The following is an 18,031-nucleotide window of genomic DNA, read 5'->3' on the forward strand; positions in this document are numbered from 1 at the left end:
GGGTACTATCGAGTGCATCTGAGACCACGGGTGACGGCGAGTCCCCTCCTATGTCATGGTCTATGACCTCATCCACCGCCGCCGACTTCAGCGAAGATCCTGAAGTGCCCATATGGCCGAGGCTGATCCGTCTGGCCGAGCGGTGGACCATCGCAGAGAAAGTCGACGGCACGCACGCCGTCATCGTCATCCAACCCGCCGAACCCGAATCTCACGCGGGACCGGGCGTGAGCGTTGTCAGGTGCCCGGATGGTCGGCGGGTCAGGATTCGGGCCGCGAGTCGCACCCACTGGCTCGTACCTGAGACCGATGCCCGCGACGGCATCGGTCGCGACAACTTCGGCTTCGCCACTTGGGTCGCCGCTCATGCTGGCGAACTCGCCGCGCTCGGGCCGGGGAGACATCACGGCGAGTGGTACGGGGCCGGCATCGGTCGCGGCTATGGCCTCACTGAACGCCGTTTCGCGCTCTTCGACACCGCTAGATGGAAACCGAACACAGTCCCCGATGGCGTGCCCGAGGAATTGGGCTTGGTGCCGGTGCTAGCCGAATGCGAGGGGCCCAAGCTCAATGCCACGATCGCCCGATGTCTTCGGGGCCTGATGCAGCACGGTTCTCGTCTGGTGGCCGGGGCGGCGGCCAAGGGCGTGATCGCTCGCTCAGCTGCCGATCCCCGGCTCGCGCTCAAGGCTTACATCGAGAACTCGGGGAAGGAGGCCGTTCAGAGACAGCGCGGGCATCATGCCGCATAGGCGCGGCCGAGGGACCTGCTTCTCGACATGAGCGGGCTATTCAGGGACACAGCTGCGATGGCAGTATCCGGCCGCGAGGTTTGCAGAGAGCTCGTCCAGATGCTCCGTGCCGGAAGGCAGATCCAGCGTGAGAAGGAGCGCGTGGGCTTCGGCCGGGTCGAGGTCGGCGTAGAAGCTGGAGAAGAACGCGCCGAGCACTGCGCCGAATATCGAGCGGTGCAGCGAGGGTACGGCTGAGGCTTCCTGATAGACCGGAGCTGCGACGCACCACGGCACGTTTCCTGAGGCGCTGAGGATCCGCGAGATCCGGCGGAGCGTCGCTTCTCGGGCCTCGCCGTCGAGGTGCTTCAGGCGTTCCAGATCGTCGGCCAAGAGCGCTTCGAAGGCCGGTGCCGCGGTATTGCGATCCTCCAGCCAGTCGACCGACATGCAGTAAGTCAGGGCGTGCAAGGCCTGCGGCTCGGCGAGACGGGATCGGTATTCCGCCCAGAACCACTCGGTCAGTTCGGGATCGGTTTGTCGCCTGATGAACCAGCGAAGTTGCACGGCCGCCCAGTAGTCGTCGAGCAGGTCGACGAAGCCGTATCCGAGGCGGATCCGCTCGCGGGCCGTCAGATGCTTGTCGTCGAACATCTGGTCGATCCAGTCGTGCGCCAGATCGACTGAATTGAGTGTCGCCCCCGGTTCTTCAGGATCGGTCCAAGATCCTGGGCTCACGGGTACGACGCCGACACCGGCGAGCCACTGTTCCGCTGCGACCGCCTCCGCTGAAGTCCGAGCCATCGGTCAGGCGTCTCGGTCGCGGATCCAGATCTTCCTGAGCAGCATCTTCTTAAGGGGCTCGAAGCCGCTGCAAGGGTTCTGCTGTTCGATCCCAGTGACGGCCTCTTCGATGAATCGGGCGTGTTCAGAGCCCACTTCGATTCTGCGGTCATCAGGGAAGCCGAGCTCGAAGTCATCGAGTTGGTGGCGCACGATCGCGTCGAACGCGGCCCTGTCGCTGGAAGAGTCCTGGTCACGCATTGGTTCTCGCTGCCTTCGTCAAGGGGTGCGACCTGTTCGGCCAACGGCGGGGGAACACCGCTCGGGCCAGTATTCCACAAGAGCCTCAGGAGCAACAATCTTCAAACGAGGGAATGTCGGATCTCTGGCTTAACATGCTGCACATGAAGCACATATGGACTGCGAGCTACTGCGAAGGCTGGAACGGACCCGCTGGCAAACCGGTAGGCAGCCTCTCTCAAGAGGAAGCACGCCAGCGCGATGAAGACGGCCTCCCCTACTCGGTGCTCATCGCGGAAAACGGTCGGCCCCGGTTCGTCCTCGACATTGCTTGGCGACAGAACTACCTCGCGCGTTGGGCGTTCGACGGCGAGGCGCGCAGGGCCTCACGAGCGGTGTTCCTTCGTCTCGAGGATGGGAAGCTCTTCGAGCGAAAGCTCACCGAGTGGCAGTACGAGAGCGGCGAGGCCGACGGTAGCCCGAAGGTCCCGCGGCAGACCCTCGATCGGGGATTCGACGGTCGAACCACGATCTACCACCGGCACCGCAGCGGCAGCAGCGGCCACACGTCGAAGATCGAGCCGTTCGAGCAGTTCATCCACCCGGCGGTCTCCTTCGAGAACTGGGGATCGATCTTCGGAGGCGAAGACCTCCCGGCGCTCGCTGTAACACCCGTGACCGAATCCCTTCCGTTCAACCCTGGGGACAGACGTCCCTGGGATCCGCCGGTGCCGTACAGCAGTCCGTACCTCGACGCGCTCATGACGCAGGGCTCGACAGTGGTTCACAAGGACTCGCAGCAGCCGATGGTGGTCGACCATGTTCCGGTCGCGACTTTGAACTTTCCGACCGGGAACGTGGTCGCCTGCGACCCGAACTGGCTGGACCCGAAGGAGGCGTTCATGGTCAGCGTTCCACCAGGGTCCTACCGAGTGATCGAGCTACAGATCATGCGGATGCTCGACGGCGAGGAGTACCGGCCGGCTGCTGGCTATCTGTTGGAGATCTCCGGCGAGCCGACGGTCTCCTGGGAGTTTGCACTCGAACCGGGCCAGGACCTCAGGCTCCTCGACGACGGGGATTTCTACGGTTTCGATGTCGAGAGCGGCTTCGGGAGCTTCATGGACGACGCCACGCAGCGGCCACTTATCGATCACGTCGGCGATGACTTCACCGAGTGGAGTCAGGACCTCTACAACTCACCTCACTTCACCGTTCCCGGCACGAGTCTCGACCTGTTCGCTTACAACTGCTACTACGGCGACGGCTCCTATCCCACCTGGATCGGCCGTGATGCTAGAGGCTCGGTGACCTGCTTCCTCAGCGACATGCTTATCGTCAGCGATGGCAAGTCGAAAAAGGGTTACGAGATCACCTTTGAGCGGGATTGGTAGCCGTTGCTCGTTCCTGCGTCGGATCCGACAGCGGTAGCTGTCGGATCCGACGCAATGCCACTGGGGGTCACACTTTTTGTGGATTCCAGGCCGCGTAGACGCGGCAGGCGCGGGTGGGCACCATGGCATGCCGATCGAGTCGAACCAGGCCGGAGCGTCGATCGCGGGGCGGCAGGCGAGGGCTTTGAAATCGGTACTGGCGAGCAGATCGCGGTGTTCGGCGATGTCGGCGGCCTCCCATGCCTGCGCGTAGGTGGTGCCGGTGGGGACGTACTCCCATCGGGCTTCCTCGGTCGGTTGGGCTTCGAGTCGACTGCGTTTGTCGATTAGCGCCTTCATGCGGCGGCGGTACTCGTCGTCCTCGCCTTCCCACAATCCGGCGTCGCGGTCGTCCCTCAAGTCTCGGATCGTGTGCTCCAGACGTTCCAACTGCGCAGCGGATCCGGTGGCGGGGACGAAGCGACGCTCGTACACCTCTTGGTCGCCGATGTCGTCCAAGAACCGCTCGGTCAAAGCCTGGTCGAGCTCTTCGAGTTTGATCGAGGCCGGGTGCGGGCAGTGATTCATGGTGCCCTTGCACCCGTACCGGACATACATGATCCCCTTCTGGGCACTGGCGAAGCGGTACATCTTGTTCCCGCACGCTCCGCACCGCAGGAAGTCCTTGAGCAGGTACAGCGCCGTTCTCGGGCGCGGAGTGCGACTCTTGGCGGCGCGATCGTTGTGGACCACCGAGCCCTGTCGGAGCGCCTCGAAGTCCGCCAGGGAGATCAAGGGTTCGGCGAACTGGATGGGCTCTCCGGCCTCGTCGACCACCGTGCGCCCGTCGTGGACGGCCTGCCCGATGAGGTGTCGACCGCCGAGGTACTTCGCGACGCTGGTGCCCAGCCAGAACGCGCCCTTGAGTCCGTAGACGCCGTTCTCGTTGAGCCAGTCGGCGATCTTCTGGAACGACCAGCCTTCGAGTCGTTTCGCGACCATACCCCGCGCCCACGGAGCGCGCTCTGAGTCGATGACGAGCCCGGTTGCCTTGCCCTGGCTGTCGTGACTCGTCTTGTACCCGAACGGCACCACACCGCCGGCCCACCGGCCCCGCTGGCGCAGCTTCGCCCGGGTGGAGGTGACACGTTCGGAGATCGCGTCGAGTTCCATCTCCGCGAAGATCGCAGCGACGTAGGCGATGAGTTTGCCGGAGGGCTCAGCGGTGTTGAGCTGTCGGTCGGCGGTGGCGGCGAGTTTCTCGTGCTCGTCGCACCAGGCGAGAAGCTTCGAGAAGTGCACGATCGACCGGGCCCACCGGTCGATCTTCGCGGCACACAAGCCGTCGAACTCTGACCCGCGCTCGCGCAGCCAGGGGCCGAGTTCCTCGCGCTCGAAGGGGTCCGTGGAGCCGGAGACGTCGAGGTCTTCGGCCCAGCCGACGATGGTGTGGCCGCACTCGGCAGCCCACCGCTCGATGGCTTCCTTCTGGCGTTCGGGTGAGGTGGTCACGTCGGTGACCCGCGACAGGCGGACCACGCCGACGATGCGGAGCCCGGACCGGCTCATCTTCGCGCGGGACTTGGATCGTTGATTTGCCATTGCATCCCCTGATGACTGAGTTTCATGATCACACGCACAACATTTGTCACGCGTGAAACTGGTGAAACTGTCACCTACGGGTGACCGCTGGGCGGTTCGACGCCGCCTGACGGCCGCCGTCCGGCCGATGCGCCCGCTCGTCGCGCTGCCGGCCTGCCGGGTCCGACACCGGGGTCGGGGAGGCCTTCCGCCATACGTGCGCGCACCTCCACTCGGACCTGGACTCGCCGGCGACGCTGCAACCCCGACTAGGGGCGGGCCACCAGGCCCGCCTCGTACGCCAGGATCGCCGCCTGGACCCGGTTCTGGAGCCCGAGCCGGGTCAGGATAGCGCTCACGTGGCCCTTGACCGTGCCCTCGGTGAGGAACAACCGCACCGCGATGTCGCTGTTCGACAGGCCCTCACCGAGCAGTCCGAGCACCTCCCGCTCCCGGGGCGTCAGCACCGCGACCCGCTCCAGGCCCGGCGTGCGCCGCGTCAGGCCCGCCGCCCCCATCTTGGCGATCACCCGGTGCGCGATCCTGGGGGAGAGGTACGCGGCGCCCTCGGCGACCGCCCGCACCCCGAGGATCAGCTCGCGCGGGTCGGCCGCCTTGAGCAGGAACCCGCTCGCGCCCTCCGCGAGGGCCCGCATCACGTACTCGTCCTCGTCGAACGTCGTCAGCATCGACACCGCCGTCCCGGGCACCGCGCGGCGGATCTCGGCCGCGGCGGCCAGGCCGTCGAGCCGCGGCATCCGGATGTCGAGGAGCGCCACGTCGGGCCGGTGCGCCCGCGCGAGCGCCACCGCCTCGGCCCCGTCCGACGCCTCGGCCACCACCTCGATCCCCTCGTCGGTGCCCAGGATCGCGGCGACCCCGGCCCGGATCATGCCCTCGTCGTCGGCCAGCAGCACCCTGATCATCGGTCCCCCCGCACCGGCAGCTCGGCCTCCACGGCGAACCCGCCCTCCCGCGGCCCGGCACTGAAGGAGCCCCCGAGCAGGCGCACCCGCTCGGCCAGGCCCGCCAGCCCCGAACCCAATCCGCCCGCCGCTCCCGGCGCCTCCCGGTGCGGCCAGCGGTGGCCCGCCCCGGCCAGGGCCGCCGCCGGCGCGGCCGTGTTCGCGACCGCGACCCGCACCGCCTCGCCGGACCGCTCGACGCGGACCGCGACCGCGCTCCCCGGCGCGTGCTTGGCGGCGTTGGTGAGCGCCTCCTGCACGATCCGGTACACCGCCCGGTCCACCACCGTCCCGGCCCCGGCGGCCTCCGCCTCCAGCCGGACGTCGAGCCCGGCCGCGGCCGAGCGCGCCACCAGGTCGCGGACCGGCTCGTCGAACGGCGTCACCGGCGCGGCCTCGTCGCGCAGCAGGCCCAGCGCCTGCCGCAGCCGGTCCGTGGCCTCGACCGCGTTGGCGCGCAGCGCGGCCGCGGCCCCGCGACTCGCCTCCGGCAGGCCCGGGGCCAGCTCCAGGGCCCCGGCCCGCAGTGCGATGAGCGCCAGGTCGTGCCCGACCGAGTCGTGCAGGTCGGCCGCGATCCGGGCCCGCTCCTGCGCCTGGACGCGCTCGGCGACGAGCTCGCGCTCGCGTTCGAGCCGGGAGGCCCGCTCCTCGGCGGCCCGGTACAGCTCGACCTGCTGGCGGCGGTACCGGCCCCCGAACCACGGCAGCATCACGAACACGGCCAGCACGAGGAAGGCCGTGAGGCCGTTACCGCGGTCGACGCCCATGACCGGCACGGTGAGCGCCCCTGCCGCCAGCAGGATTTGCGCGCCGTACCGTCCGGCGAGCCGGCGCCCGTGCAGGTACGCGAGCACCGCCAGGACCAGGAACAGCGCCTGCCGCCACGGCGACAGCCCAACCGTGTCGAACCCGTTCACCACGGCCGCCGCCGCGATCGCCGCCAGTACCGCCCCGTAGATCACGCCGCCGAGCCTACCGACCGGACCGCCGAGCGCAGCCGCACCAGCCGCGCGACCGCGACCGCGAGACCCGCCACCGCGGCGGCCATGAGCGTCACCGTGAGCGGCAGCGCGAAGTAGAACAGCTGCGGCCACGGGACCGTGCGCCCGCCGGAGATGAACGACACCCCCGCCGGGTAGGCCGCGAACAGCACCGCCGGGACCAGCAGCGGGACCATCCGCAGCGCCGTCGCCCACGCCCGGCGCCCGGCCCGCCGCTCGGCCCAGCGCCGCGAGCGCGCCACGCCCAGCGCCCCGAGCCCGAGCGCGGCCAGCGCTACGACGGCCAGGACCAGTTCGATGACCTGCCGGTCGCGGCCCGGCTCGGCGGGCGCCTCACCTGCGGTGATCGCGGCCAGGCCCTCCATGGCCGCCCAGGTGACGTCGGCGAGCCCGGCCCCGGTGCTCATCACCGCGACCCCGTACCCGGTCTCGGGGTCGATCCACTGGGCCGCGTTGTAGGTCATGAGGTTCCCCGAGTGGGCGAGGGTCCCGTCGGACTCGACGCTCCAGCCCATGCCGTAGTCCTGCACCGCCGACGGGGTGTGCATCGCCTCCAGACCCGCCGCGCCGACGAGCGGCGTGCCGTGCCCGTTCTGGGTCGCGAGCCAGCGGCCCATGTCGTCGGCGCTGGTGATGATGCCGCCGCTGCCGGAGTCGTCGAGGAAGCCGTGCGCCTCCTCGCGGGCGATCCAGAGGCCGAACAGCGAGTTCGAGCCGAGTCCGGGCTCGACGTCCTCGTCGCGGGTGGCGCTGTCGTCCATGCCGAGCGGGCCGAACACGCGCTCGCGCATGAAGTCCGCGAACGGCTTCCCGGAGGCGACCTCGACCAGGCGCGCGGCGACGTTCGCGTTCGCGTTGCAGTAGGCCCAGTCGGTTCCCGGGTCGGCGGCGAGCGCGTCGTCGCCGAGCCGGGCGACGTAGTCCTCCAGCGAGGTCGCGTCCTCGAGCTCGACGACGTCGATCGTGGTATCGGCGAACCCGGAGGTCTGGTCGAGCAGCTGGCGCACCGTCACCTCCGCGGCGCGCGGGTCGGCCATCGCGAACTCCGGCAGCTGCGCGGCGACGGTGCCGTCGAGGTCGATCGCGCCCTCCTCGACCAGGATCATGACGGCCATGGCCGTGAACGACTTCGAGAGCGAGGCGACGCGCATCGGGGTGTGCTCGGTGACCGGGTCGCCGTGCGAGTCGGCGCCGTACCCGGCGGCGAAGACCGTCTCGTCGCCGTGCACGACGACCGCCGACAGGCCCGGCACGCCGGAGGCCGCGACGAGGTCGGTGAGGTAGGCGTCGTACGCCTCGGGGCCGGCATCGGCCTGCGCCTGCGCGGGGGCGGCCGGCAGCGCGAGCACCGCCGCCGCGGCGAGCGCCGCGCCGAACACCTTGGGGGCCTTGGGTTTCACTGGGGGACTCCGTTTTCTGTGTCGGTGTTCCTGTGTCGGTTCCCCATGAACGCTATTGGCGCGCCGGGCCGCCGGCCTCCCCAGAAAGACCGGAACCGCCCCTGACGAAAGTCAGGGATTTCCGTCCCGGCGCAGCGCCCCTCCGCCGCGCGGGATCGGGTAGATTGACACCGCCGGTTTACCGATACACACCCCTTGTTCGGGGGCGACACCTGAGGGACTCGATGAAAGCCTTCCCGCTCTCCCGCGTCACGCTGCTCGACGGCCCCTTCGCGCGCGCCGTCCGCACCGATCTCGACTACGTCCTGGCCATGGACCCCGACCGCCTCCTCGCCCCGTTCCTGCGCGAAGCCGGGCTCGCCCCGCGCGCCGCGAGCTACGGCAACTGGGAGGACTCCGGCCTCGACGGCCACATCGGCGGCCACTACCTCTCCGCGCTCGCCCTCCTCGCGGCCGCGACCGGCGAAGCGGAGCCGCGGCGGCGACTGGACCACATGGTCGCCGAACTCGCCCGCGCCCAGGACGCCCTCGGCACCGGCTACGTCGGCGGCGTCCCCGGCGGCGCGGCGCTGTTCGAGGGCCTGCGCGGCGGCGCCGGCGTCCGCTCGCTCGGCTCCAGCGACCACTGGGTCCCCTGGTACAACGTCCACAAGACCTTCGCCGGCCTCATCGACGCCCACCGGCTCCTCGGCCACGAGCAGGCGCTCGCGGTCGTGGTGCGCCTGGCGGACTGGTGGCTGGACATCGCCGCGACCATCGACGACGCCGCGTTCGAAGCCATGCTCGACACCGAGTTCGGCGGCATGAACGAGGCCTACGCCGACCTCGCCGCCGCCACCGGCCGCGGCGACTACGCCGACATGGCCGTCCGCTTCTCGCACCGCGCGATCCTCGACCCGCTCCTGGAGCGCCGCGACGACCTCACCGGCCGCCACGCCAACACCCAGATCCCCAAGGCCGTCGGCTACGCCGCCACCGCCGCGGCCACGGACGACCGCGACCTGTGGGACGCCGCCCGGTTCTTCTGGCGCGACGTGGTCGAGCGCCGCACCGTCGCCATCGGCGGCAACTCGGTGCGCGAGCACTTCCACGCCCCCGACGACTTCTCGACGATCATCGAGGACCGCGAGGGCCCCGAGTCGTGCAACACCTACAACATGCTGAAGCTGACCCAGCGCCTCGCCGCGGACCGCCTCGAACCGGCCCACCTCGACTTCGCCGAGCGCGCCGTCTACAACCACCAGCTCGCCTCCCAGCACCCCGACCACGGCGGCCTCGTCTACTTCACCCCGATGCGCCCGCGCCACTACCGCGTCTACTCCCAGCCCGAGACCAGCATGTGGTGCTGCGTCGGCACCGGGATCGAGGCCCAGGCCAAGTACGGCGAGCTCGTCTTCGGCGAGCACGAGGGCGCGCTCGCGGTCAACCTCTACCTCCCCGCGGTCCTGGACGCCCCCGAGTTCGGCGGCCGCGTCCGCATCGAGACCGCCTTCCCCGCAGACGAGGCCGTGCGCCTCACGTTCGACCTGGACGAGCCGCGCGAACTCACGCTGCGCCTGCGCGTGCCCGGCTGGAGCGGCGGCCTGGCCGCACTCGCGGTCAACGGCGAAGCGGCGCAGGCCGAAGCGGTCCCCGGCGCGGTCCTCCTCCACCGCGCCTGGCGCCCCGGCGACACCGTCTCCTTCGGACTCCCGCTGCCGCTGCGCGCCGAACGGCTCCCGGACGGCTCGCCCTGGCAGGCCTACTTCGCCGGCCCGGTCCTCCTGGCCGCCCGCGCCGGCGAGGAGCACCTCGACGGGCTCCTGGCCGACGACTCCCGCATGGGCCACGTCGCCCACGGCCCGCTCCTCGGCTTCGCGGACGTCCCGATCGTCGCCGACCTCCCGGCAGACGAGGTCCTCGAACACGAAGGGCCGCTGCGCTACCGGCTCGCCACGAGCGCCGGCGCGGTCGAGCTCGCGCCGTTCTTCGACCTCCACGACTCCCGCTACACCGTCTACTGGCCCGTCGCCGAACCCGCTGGAGTGCAGGCCCGCCGAGCGGACCTGGTCGCGGCCGACCGCGACTCGCTCAACCTCGACCGCACGACCGTGGACAAGGTCGCCTTCGGGGAGCAGCAGCCCGAGAGCGACCACGGCTTCCGCGGCCGCGACACCGAGGTCCACGTGGACGGCGACGGCCGCCGCGCCCGCGCGACCACCGCGAGCATGGCCGTCACCCTCAGCGATCCCGACCACCGCGGCCAGGGCCTGCGCGTCGGCTACCGCCTCACCGGCGCTCCGGCCGCCGTCGCGGTCCGCCTCGGCGGCGTCCTCGTCGCCGAGGAGCGCTGGGACGGCGGCACCGAGTCCTACGACATCGACTACGGCCTGCCCGAAGCCCTCCGGGCCGAACCCCGGCCCGACGCCCTCGACCTCGAGATCACCGCCCTCGACGGCCGCCCCACCCCCGCGATCACCACCGTCCGCCTCATCCGCTGGGCCGCACCGTGAACGCGGCCGCCCGGCGCCGCACCTAGACGGGCCCGGCCCTGTCTTCCGGGTCACCTTCGGGGCCCGGACTGTCACATCCGGGCGGCCGGTCCCGTCAAGGGGGCGAAGGACCGAACGGAAGGGACGGGAACCATGACCGTGCAGCACGACGTGGACGAGGCAGCGATCCGGGACCGGCTGGCGGGGATCGCGACCGCGCTCCGCGACCGCGACCTCGGGGCGCTCAGGCGGGCCTACACCGAGGACGTCGTCTCCTTCGACGTCGAACCGCCGCTCCAGCATGTCGGCGTGGACGCGAAGCTGGCCAACTGGGAGCGCGTGTTCGCCGCGTTCGCGGTAGTGGACTACGAGTTCAGGGACCTGCGCGTCGTCGTGGACGGCGCGGTGGCGTTCGGGCACGGCTTCGGGCGCCTGAGCGGGACGCTGCGCGGCGGCGCCCGCGTGCCGGGCATGTGGGTGCGGGCCACGTTCGGCCTCCGGCGGATCGGCGGCTCGTGGCTGATCGCGCACGACCAGGTCTCCGTCCCCTTCGACGTCGCCACCGGGAAGGGCGCGGCCGACCTGGAGCCGTGACGGGGGAGCAGCCGAGGGGCGGGCCCGCGGCGGCGGCGGGGGACACGCGACCACTGTATTTAGTATCGTCGATGCGAACGTCCGTGCGCCCGGGCACCCCCATCCGGCAAGGAGAGTCTCGTGCACCAGAAACCCCTGCGAAGCGCCCGCCTGCGCCTGGCCACCGTCGCCGTCGCCTCGTTCGCCACCCTCGCGGCGGGACTCGCGGGCGCGGCGAGCGCCCAGGCCGCCCAAGGCTGCGAGGTCGACTACTTCGTCGAGCACCAGTGGCCCGGCGGGTTCACGGCGACCGTCACCGTCCGCAACCTCGGCGAGCCGGTCGACGGCTGGGACGTCGAGTGGGTCTGGCCCGAGGGCCAGAGCGTGTCCCACGGCTGGAACGCCGCGTTCACCACCACCGGCGAGCAGGTCAACGCCGGGAACTTGAGCTACAACCGGACGATCGCCACCGGTGGCTCGGTCTCCTTCGGGTTCAACGGGACCTGGGCCGGCGTCAACCGCGAGCCCTTCGCGTTCCAACTCAACGGCCACACCTGCGACGGCACGGTCGGCGAACCGACCACCGACCCGACTCCGTCGTCTCCGGCGGGGGACCTCTGAGGCGCGAAGGCCACCCTGACGGGCACCGCCTGACCCGCACCCGGGGCGCCCCCGGGCGCCCCGGCACCGCCTGAAACGGATGGCACACTCTGGGGATTCTGGGACTCCGCGCTCCTCGTAGAGTCGTCATCACCGGCAGATGAGCCACTTCAAGCGGAGGACGAGACCGATGAGCGAGTACGACGAGACCACCTACGACGAGACCGACGCGACCGGCGCCGACGCCACCGCCGAGGACGAGGCCTACGGCACCGACACCACCGTCGCCGAGACCGAGGAGGTCTTCGACCTCGACGGCGACGGCGTCGCCGACAACACCATCACCGCCGACGGCATGACCCTGGTCGACTCGAACGGCGACGGCCAGGCCGACGCGGTCGCCTACGACTACGACGGCGACGGCGCCTCCGACGAGATCCTCGTCGACACCGACGGCGACGGCTCCTTCGAGAGCGCCATCTACGACACCGACGGCGACGGCCTCGTGGACACCATCGAGTCCGACACGAACGGCGACGGCATCGTCGACCAGGTCTCCTACGACTCGGACGGCGACGGCTACGTCAACCAGGTCTCCACCGACACGAACGGCGACGGCGCCGTGGACGTCGTCGCCACCGACTACGACGGCGACGGCCTGGTCGACGAGGTCGAGATCGACTCCGACGCCGACGGCCTGGTCGACGCCGCCCTGGTCGACTCGGACGCCGACGGCTTCCTCGACACCGCCTACACCGAAGCCACCCCGGCCGGCGACTCCTTCCAGCCGCCGAACGGCCAGGTCATCTGACCCCGGTCCCACCGGGACCGCCCCCGCTTGCACCCGGGGTCCGCCGCAGCGGACCCCGGGCACCAGCCCGAGGCCGCCGACGGTCCCGACGAGAGCCCCGATCCCGAATCCCCTTGCGCCGCTGAGGCCCCGCACCCGGGCCCGCAGCCGAAGCCCTCCCCAGGCACCCCGCCGACGACGCCGCCGCCCGGCCCTTCCGCTAGGGCCCCATCGGCGCCGCCCTCAGGCGCCACGAGTCCCCTCGACAACTCGTGACCAGAAATGTATTCTGGTCACGAGATTCCGAGTCGAGGGGGCCCATTGGCACGCACCCAACGCGCCGACCTGGCCGCACGCGCCGAAGCGCTGCTCGACGCCGCCGCCGCGCTCCTGCTCGAAGGCGGCACGCGCCGCATCCGCATCGACCAGGTCGCCGCCCGCGCCGGCGTCGGCAAAGGGACCGTCTACCTCCACTGGGCCGACCGCGACCACCTGCTCCTGGCCGTGGGCGCCCGCGAGGCCGCCGCCATCCTCCGCGCCGCCATTCGCGCCATCGAGGCCGACCCGGTCGAAGCCGCCCCGCACCGCCACCTCCGGCACCACTTCCTCGAAGCCGCGCGCCGCCCCGTCCTGCGCCTCGTCTTCGACGCCGAAGCCCCCGACCTGGCCGCCCTCGCCGGTGAACGCACCCGCACCGGCCTCGCCGCCGCCCGCCGCGCCGCCGACCGCGACTACCTCGCCGCCCTCGCCGACCACGGCCTGCTCCGCCCCGGCGCCGACCCGGACGACACCTGGTACGGCATCCAAGCCGTCGCCCACGGCTTCTTCGCCTCCGAGCCCTTCCAAGCCCCGCTCCCCGCCGAGCACCGCGCCGACCTCCTCGCCGACGTCCTGCGCCGCGCCTTCGAACCCGACCCCGCGCCGCCGCCCGAGCGCTACCGCGCCGCAGCCCCCGCGGTCCTCGCCGGCTTCACCCGCCTCGCCAACGCCTACACCCGCACCGCCTACGGCGACGCCCTCGACTGAAGGACACCCCTATGGACGACCTCACCGGCATCCACCACATCGGACTCCTCGTCCGCGACATGGACGACGCCCTCGCCGCCTACGCGCGGCTCGGCTTCCACCTCGGCCCGCCCGCCTACCCCGCGCTCCCGCCCGCCCCAGGCGCCGCGCCCGAGCCCGTCGGCGCCGGCAACACCCACGCCGACTTCCCCCGCAGCTTCATCGAACTCCTCGCCTTCGCCCCCGCCGACCCGGCCCGCCTGCCCGCCGGAGCCGCCCTCGTCCCGCTCCAGGTCCCCGACGACCAGCTCGCCGCCACCCGCACCGTCATCGGCCGCACCCTCGACGGCCTCGCCGCCCGGCTCGACCGCGCCGAAGGCGCCCACATCCTCGTCCTCACCACCGACGACGCCGAGCGGACCGCCGCCCGCCTCGACGCCGCCGCCGTCCCCAACAGCGGCGCCCGCACCGCCCAGCGCCCCCTCGCCACCGCCGCCGGCACCGTGCTCGCCGACGTCAGGTTCCTCAAACTCCACGACCCCGCCGCCCCCGGCGGCCTCGTCCCCGAAGGCCGCGTCGGCGCCGCCGAGGACGCCCCCGCCGACCTCCTCGACGCCCAGACCGGCCTCGCGCACCCCAACGGCGCCAACGCGATCACCGCCTGCACCGTCTGCACCGCCCCCGACGGGCTCGACGCGGCGGCCGACCGCTACCGCCGCTACCTCGGCACCGCACCCGAATCCGACGGCCCCGACGCCGTCTTCACCCTCGGCGCCGCCCGCCTCGTCCTCACCACCCCCGCCGCCCTCGCCCACCGCCTCCCGGGCGAGCGCCCCCGCACCCTCCCCGGCATCGCCGCCTGCACCCTCGCCGTCACCGACCTCCCCGCGGCCGAGCGCCTCCTCCGCGCCAACGGCGTCCCCCTGGGCCGCACCGCAGACGGCGACCCGTTCGTCCCCGCCGCCGCAGCCCTCGGCCTCGCCCTCGTCCTGAAAACCGCCTGAAATCGTCGGCGGCAACCCCGCCAAGCCGATCCGCCGCCGCTTCACCGGCGACGAGGCCGAGCTGCTCCTGCGCGCCGCCTGGTGGGACTGGCCCGTCGCACTCGTCACCGAGCACGCCCGCACCATCATGGCCGGCCGCCCGGCCGACATCGCCGCCGTCGCCGAACGGCACGGCCTCATGTAAGAGGCTCTCCTTCTCCTCCAGGCCCACCGCCCGGCGCAGCTCCTCGCGCTGCTCGCCGAGGTTCTCGGCGTCCGAGGTCTTCGCCAGGTGGTCCATGATGTCCGCCAGCCCGCCCGCGACGGCGTTCAGCTTGTGCTGGAGCGCCGCCTCGTTCCGCGCCTCGCTGTTCTGGAGCAGCGCCACCATCAGGAACGTGATGATCGTCGTGATCGTGTCGATGATGAGATGCCAGGTGATCTTCTCGAACCAGATGATCGTCGGCGCCCAGAGGAGGATCACCAGGGCGCAGAAGACGAAATATCCCGGCCGCCCGGTGAGCTTCGAGGCCCGGGTCGAGAACCGGTCGAACCTGCCGACGTGGGGTGTCACGTCCGACGGCATCGTCGCCGAGGAGCGCTTCTGTGCGCGCGATTCGCTCATGGGTACGAGGTGCCCCGGCGCGGCCGCGGTAAACCGGACGCCTCCTGTGCAGGGATTCGACTCGTGTCCCGGACACCGGGCCGCACCCCGTTATACGCTCGGGAGACGATCTACCAGGGGCGGTGGCCTATCGATGGCACCTCATCACGGCAGAACCGAGCGAGACGACTACAAGGCGCTGGCGCCGCTGTTCGACGAACTCGCGGCGCTCGACGAGGACGACCCGCGCCGGGTCGAGGTCCGCGAGCGGCTGATCACCGGGCACCTGCCGCTCGCCGAGCACATCGCCCAGCGGTACTCCGGCAAGGGCATCGTCAAGGAGGACCTGCTCCAGGTCGCCTCCGTCGGGCTCATCCACGCCGTCGACCGCTTCGACCCCTCGCTCGGCAGCGACTTCCTCTCGTACGCCGTGCCGACCATGATGGGCGAGGTGCGGCGCTGCTTCCGCGACACGGCCTGGCCGATGCGCGTGCCGCGCCGCCTCCAGGAACTGCGCCTGGCGATCAACCAGGCCGGCGACGACCTCGCGCAGGAGCTGGGCCGGCCCGCCTCCTGCGCCGACCTCGCCGCGCACCTGGGCCTCACCGAGGCCGAGGTCGCCGAAGGACTCGAAGCGCGCCAGGCGTTCCGGTCGGTCTCGCTCGACGAGCCCGCCTACCAGGACGACCGCGCGCCGCTGTGCGAGACGATCGGCGCCGAGGACCTCGCGCTCGAGCTGGTGGAGAACCACGAGGCGCTGCTGCCGCTCATCCAGGACCTGCCCGAGCGCGAGCAGCGCATCCTCGCGCTGCGCTTCTACGAGGAGAAGACCCAGGCGCAGATCGGCGAGGAGATCGGCATCTCCCAGATGCACGTGTCCCGCCTGCTCAAGGGCACCCTCGAAGAGCTGCGCGAACGCCTGCTCACCGCGCCCAAGTAGGGCCCGTGCATGGCCGGCGCGTCGCGGGGTAACCCGCCCGGGTCAGACGACGTCAGATCAGAAGGGACCGGGAACGTGAGCGGCGATGTAGTGGACCTGATCATGGCCGACCACCGCGAGGTGGAGCGGCTGTTCGACGAGATGCAGCGGCATCCTGAGAAGCGCCCCCTGCTGGCGCCCGTACTGTCGGCCCTGCTGACGGCGCACAGCCGCGCCGAGGAGGCCGAGGTCTACCCGGTCGCCCGCGACGAGGCGCAGGAGACCAAGGAGGTCGCGCACAGCCAGGAGGAGCACGAGCAGGCCGAGGAGCTCCTGGTCCGCATGAACGCGACCGACCCCGAGTCCCCGGAGTTCGACACCGTCCTCCAGGAGCTGATCGACTCGGTGACCCACCACGTCCAGGAGGAGGAGTCGACCGTCCTCCCCGGCATGAAGACCCGCCTCGACGACGCGCGCCGCCGCGAACTGGGCGAAGCCTTCGCGGTCTCGCGCGCCGAGCACCTCGGCGACCAGCCCGGCCAGGCCAGCCGCAAGGAGCTGGAGATGCAGGCGCGCAACATGAACATGAGCGGCACGTCCAACATGAACAAGGAGCGCCTGGCCAAAGAGGTCAAGAAGAAGGCCTCCCGCTGACGCGCGTCCCGCGCACCGCATAGAGCCGCGAAACGATCCGGCCGCACCGCGATCGTTTCGCGGCTCGCCGCTGCTCCCGGCCCCCGCGCCGCGGGCCGCTCAGCGCGGCGGGGGAGCGGTGCTCGCCCGGACCGTGAGCGAGGTGGCCAGCTCGATCCGCGTCCGCGTCACCGCCTCCCCGGCGGCGAGCGCGAGCACCAGCTCCGCCGCGGTGGCCCCGAGCTCGGCGAACGGCTGGCGCACCGTCGTCAGCGGCGGCCCGCACCAGCGCGCGTACGAGATGTCGTCGAAGCCGACGACGCTCAGCTCCCCGGGGATGTCGACCCCCGCTTCCCGGGCCGCCTCGTAGACCCCGAGGGCCTGGAGGTCGTTGCCGCACAGCACGGCCGTGGGCGGGTCGGCCAGGCGCAGCAGCTCCCGGCCGTGCGCCAGGCCCTCCTCGAACGAGAACCACATCCCGGCGCGCACCAGCTGCTCGTCGAGGCTCGCCCCGGCCGCCGCGAGGGCCGTGCGCACGCCGGTGAGCCGCTCGCGCGAGCAGAGCCGCTCGAGCGGTCCGGTGACCACGCCGACGCGGTCGTGGCCGAGGTCGAGCAGGTGCTGCGCGGCCGCGACGGCGCCGTGCCGGTTGGCGGCGGCCACCGACGGCACCGGGAGCAGCGGCTCGCTCGGCGGATCGACGGCGACCAGCGGCAGGCCGCTCGCGCTCAGCAGGGCGTGCTGCTCGGGCGTGAACCCCATGTGGAACACGATGACCCCGGCGGGGCGGCGGGCCAGGAGCTCCTGCGCCCAGTTGCGCCCGACCGACTCCTCCTGGAGCGCGTCGGTGAACGCGACGGCGAGGCCGTGCCCGGCGGCGACCCGCTTGACACCGCGCATGAGGTCGACGCCCACATGCCCCTGGAGCCCGTAGAAGACGACCTCCACGCTCGCGGCGCGGGCGACCTTCTCGGGGCGGCGGTAGCCCTGCTCGCGCAGCAGCCGCTCGACGCGCCGGCGCGTCTCCGGCGCCACGCCCGCGCGCCCGTTGAGGACCTTCGAGACCGTCGGCGCCGACACCCCCGCGAGCCGCGCGACGGCGGCGACGGTGAGCTGCCGGGCCGGTCCCGGCGCGTCCGCCGCAGCATTCGCGCCGGGCGGCAGGCCGCGGCGCTCGGCCGCCTCGGCGAGCAGGCGCTCGCGCACCCGCTCGGCCTCCGCCTCGGCCCCCGGTCCGAAGGGGACCGTCTCCACGAGGTACCGGCGCTTGCGCGTGTCCGGGTCCCGTCCGCCGTAGACCCGCACCCGCAGCGATCCGCTTGGGAGCCTCTCGATCTCGCCGCGAGAGCGCCGCGGACCCGCACCGGTGGTCATGG

16 protein-coding genes and 3 pseudogenes are annotated in these 18,031 nt (G+C 71.6%); 11 read left to right on the forward strand and 8 right to left on the reverse strand.

Annotation, left to right across the window (positions count from 1 at the left end):
* Positions 1–62: 62 nt before the first annotated feature.
* Positions 63–752, forward strand: coding sequence for an RNA ligase family protein (locus EIW28_RS14950; protein WP_158630412.1), 690 nt, complete (start codon positions 63–65; stop codon positions 750–752).
* A gap of 36 nt (positions 753–788) precedes the next feature.
* On the opposite strand, the gene EIW28_RS14955 is transcribed toward EIW28_RS14950, so the two are convergent.
* Together EIW28_RS14955 and EIW28_RS14960 are read right to left on the reverse strand one after the other, a co-directional pair.
* A complete protein-coding gene (locus EIW28_RS14955) occupies positions 789–1,385 on the reverse strand; it encodes a hypothetical protein (protein ID WP_125248524.1) in 597 nt (198 codons plus the stop codon).
* Between the two features lie 153 nt (positions 1,386–1,538).
* Positions 1,539–1,775, reverse strand: coding sequence for a hypothetical protein (locus tag EIW28_RS14960; protein WP_125248525.1), 237 nt, complete (start codon positions 1,773–1,775; stop codon positions 1,539–1,541).
* A 143-nt stretch (positions 1,776–1,918) separates the two neighbouring features.
* On the opposite strand from EIW28_RS14960, the gene EIW28_RS25030 reads away from it, so the two are divergent.
* Complete coding sequence (locus EIW28_RS25030; RefSeq protein WP_158630413.1) at positions 1,919–3,148, forward strand: DUF4241 domain-containing protein; 1,230 nt, start codon at positions 1,919–1,921, stop codon at positions 3,146–3,148.
* Positions 3,149–3,661: 513 nt separating this feature from the next.
* On the opposite strand, the pseudogene EIW28_RS25035 reads toward EIW28_RS25030, so the two are convergent.
* From EIW28_RS25035 to EIW28_RS14985, 4 genes and pseudogenes are all read right to left on the reverse strand, one after another.
* Positions 3,662–4,729, reverse strand: a pseudogene (locus EIW28_RS25035) (recombinase family protein); the annotation flags it as partial.
* A gap of 248 nt (positions 4,730–4,977) precedes the next feature.
* Positions 4,978–5,634, reverse strand: a complete 657-nt coding sequence (locus EIW28_RS14975) for a response regulator (protein WP_125248528.1) — start codon at positions 5,632–5,634, stop codon at positions 4,978–4,980.
* Positions 5,631–6,638 (reverse strand): sensor histidine kinase, encoded by a 1,008-nt coding sequence (locus EIW28_RS14980; RefSeq protein ID WP_125248529.1) that lies wholly within the window; start codon positions 6,636–6,638, stop codon positions 5,631–5,633. Before EIW28_RS14980 ends, EIW28_RS14975 begins: the two co-directional genes overlap by 4 nt.
* A complete protein-coding gene (locus tag EIW28_RS14985; protein ID WP_197717282.1) occupies positions 6,635–8,077 on the reverse strand; it encodes a serine hydrolase domain-containing protein in 1,443 nt (480 codons plus the stop codon). The genes EIW28_RS14980 and EIW28_RS14985 overlap by 4 nt, the downstream gene beginning before the upstream one ends.
* Positions 8,078–8,301: 224 nt before the next feature.
* Here EIW28_RS14985 and EIW28_RS14990 point away from each other — a divergent pair, with 224 nt between their 5' ends.
* The 7 genes and pseudogenes from EIW28_RS14990 to EIW28_RS25680 all read left to right on the forward strand — a co-directional run.
* On the forward strand, positions 8,302–10,569 hold the full coding sequence (locus tag EIW28_RS14990; protein WP_125248530.1) for a beta-L-arabinofuranosidase domain-containing protein: 2,268 nt from the start codon (positions 8,302–8,304) through the stop codon (positions 10,567–10,569).
* 132 nt (positions 10,570–10,701) lie between these two features.
* Complete coding sequence (locus EIW28_RS14995) at positions 10,702–11,142, forward strand: YybH family protein (RefSeq protein ID WP_125248531.1); 441 nt, start codon at positions 10,702–10,704, stop codon at positions 11,140–11,142.
* A 120-nt stretch (positions 11,143–11,262) separates the two neighbouring features.
* Positions 11,263–11,742, forward strand: a complete 480-nt coding sequence (locus EIW28_RS15000; RefSeq protein WP_125248532.1) for a cellulose-binding domain-containing protein — start codon at positions 11,263–11,265, stop codon at positions 11,740–11,742.
* 169 nt (positions 11,743–11,911) lie between these two features.
* A complete protein-coding gene (locus EIW28_RS24510; RefSeq protein WP_187350612.1) occupies positions 11,912–12,532 on the forward strand; it encodes a hypothetical protein in 621 nt (206 codons plus the stop codon).
* 300 nt (positions 12,533–12,832) lie between these two features.
* Positions 12,833–13,537, forward strand: a complete 705-nt coding sequence (locus EIW28_RS15010; RefSeq protein WP_125248533.1) for a TetR/AcrR family transcriptional regulator — start codon at positions 12,833–12,835, stop codon at positions 13,535–13,537.
* A gap of 11 nt (positions 13,538–13,548) precedes the next feature.
* On the forward strand, positions 13,549–14,520 hold the full coding sequence (locus tag EIW28_RS15015; protein ID WP_125248534.1) for a VOC family protein: 972 nt from the start codon (positions 13,549–13,551) through the stop codon (positions 14,518–14,520).
* Positions 14,510–14,704: pseudogene (locus EIW28_RS25680) on the forward strand (antibiotic acetyltransferase); the annotation flags it as partial. The gene EIW28_RS15015 and the pseudogene EIW28_RS25680, both read left to right, overlap by 11 nt.
* A gap of 129 nt (positions 14,705–14,833) precedes the next feature.
* Here the strand turns inward: EIW28_RS25680 and EIW28_RS25040 are convergent.
* A pseudogene (locus tag EIW28_RS25040) lies at positions 14,834–15,124 on the reverse strand (low affinity iron permease family protein); the annotation flags it as partial.
* Positions 15,125–15,257: 133 nt separating this feature from the next.
* Between EIW28_RS25040 and EIW28_RS15030 the strand changes: the two are divergent.
* The gene (locus EIW28_RS15030) at positions 15,258–16,043 is read left to right on the forward strand and encodes a SigB/SigF/SigG family RNA polymerase sigma factor (protein ID WP_125248535.1); all 786 of its coding nucleotides are present in this window, start codon (positions 15,258–15,260) and stop codon (positions 16,041–16,043) included.
* 75 nt (positions 16,044–16,118) lie between these two features.
* Positions 16,119–16,676 carry a hemerythrin domain-containing protein gene (locus EIW28_RS15035; protein ID WP_125248536.1) on the forward strand — a complete coding sequence of 186 codons (558 nt, stop codon included), beginning with the start codon at positions 16,119–16,121 and terminating at the stop codon, positions 16,674–16,676.
* Positions 16,677–16,775: 99 nt separating this feature from the next.
* Here EIW28_RS15035 and EIW28_RS15040 read toward each other — a convergent pair whose 3' ends face one another.
* The gene (locus EIW28_RS15040; protein WP_197717283.1) at positions 16,776–18,029 is read right to left on the reverse strand and encodes a LacI family DNA-binding transcriptional regulator; all 1,254 of its coding nucleotides are present in this window, start codon (positions 18,027–18,029) and stop codon (positions 16,776–16,778) included.
* Positions 18,030–18,031: the final 2 nt, after the last annotated feature.

This window comes from Glycomyces terrestris (assembly GCF_003933745.1).
Classification (GTDB): domain Bacteria; phylum Actinomycetota; class Actinomycetes; order Mycobacteriales; family Micromonosporaceae; genus Glycomyces; species Glycomyces terrestris.

Coding starts and splice junctions, on each gene's coding strand:
- EIW28_RS25030 (WP_158630413.1), top strand. CDS start 1,919: ATGAAGCACATATGGACTGCGAGCTACTGCGAAGGCTGGAACGGACCC.
- EIW28_RS14960 (WP_125248525.1), bottom strand. CDS start 1,775: ATGCGTGACCAGGACTCTTCCAGCGACAGGGCCGCGTTCGACGCGATC.
- EIW28_RS14990 (WP_125248530.1), top strand. CDS start 8,302: ATGAAAGCCTTCCCGCTCTCCCGCGTCACGCTGCTCGACGGCCCCTTC.
- EIW28_RS14995 (WP_125248531.1), top strand. CDS start 10,702: ATGACCGTGCAGCACGACGTGGACGAGGCAGCGATCCGGGACCGGCTG.
- EIW28_RS15015 (WP_125248534.1), top strand. CDS start 13,549: ATGGACGACCTCACCGGCATCCACCACATCGGACTCCTCGTCCGCGAC.
- EIW28_RS24510 (WP_187350612.1), top strand. CDS start 11,912: ATGAGCGAGTACGACGAGACCACCTACGACGAGACCGACGCGACCGGC.
- EIW28_RS14950 (WP_158630412.1), top strand. CDS start 63: ATGACCTCATCCACCGCCGCCGACTTCAGCGAAGATCCTGAAGTGCCC.
- EIW28_RS14955 (WP_125248524.1), bottom strand. CDS start 1,385: ATGTTCGACGACAAGCATCTGACGGCCCGCGAGCGGATCCGCCTCGGA.
- EIW28_RS15040 (WP_197717283.1), bottom strand. CDS start 18,029: ATGACCACCGGTGCGGGTCCGCGGCGCTCTCGCGGCGAGATCGAGAGG.
- EIW28_RS15030 (WP_125248535.1), top strand. CDS start 15,258: ATGGCACCTCATCACGGCAGAACCGAGCGAGACGACTACAAGGCGCTG.
- EIW28_RS14975 (WP_125248528.1), bottom strand. CDS start 5,634: ATGATCAGGGTGCTGCTGGCCGACGACGAGGGCATGATCCGGGCCGGG.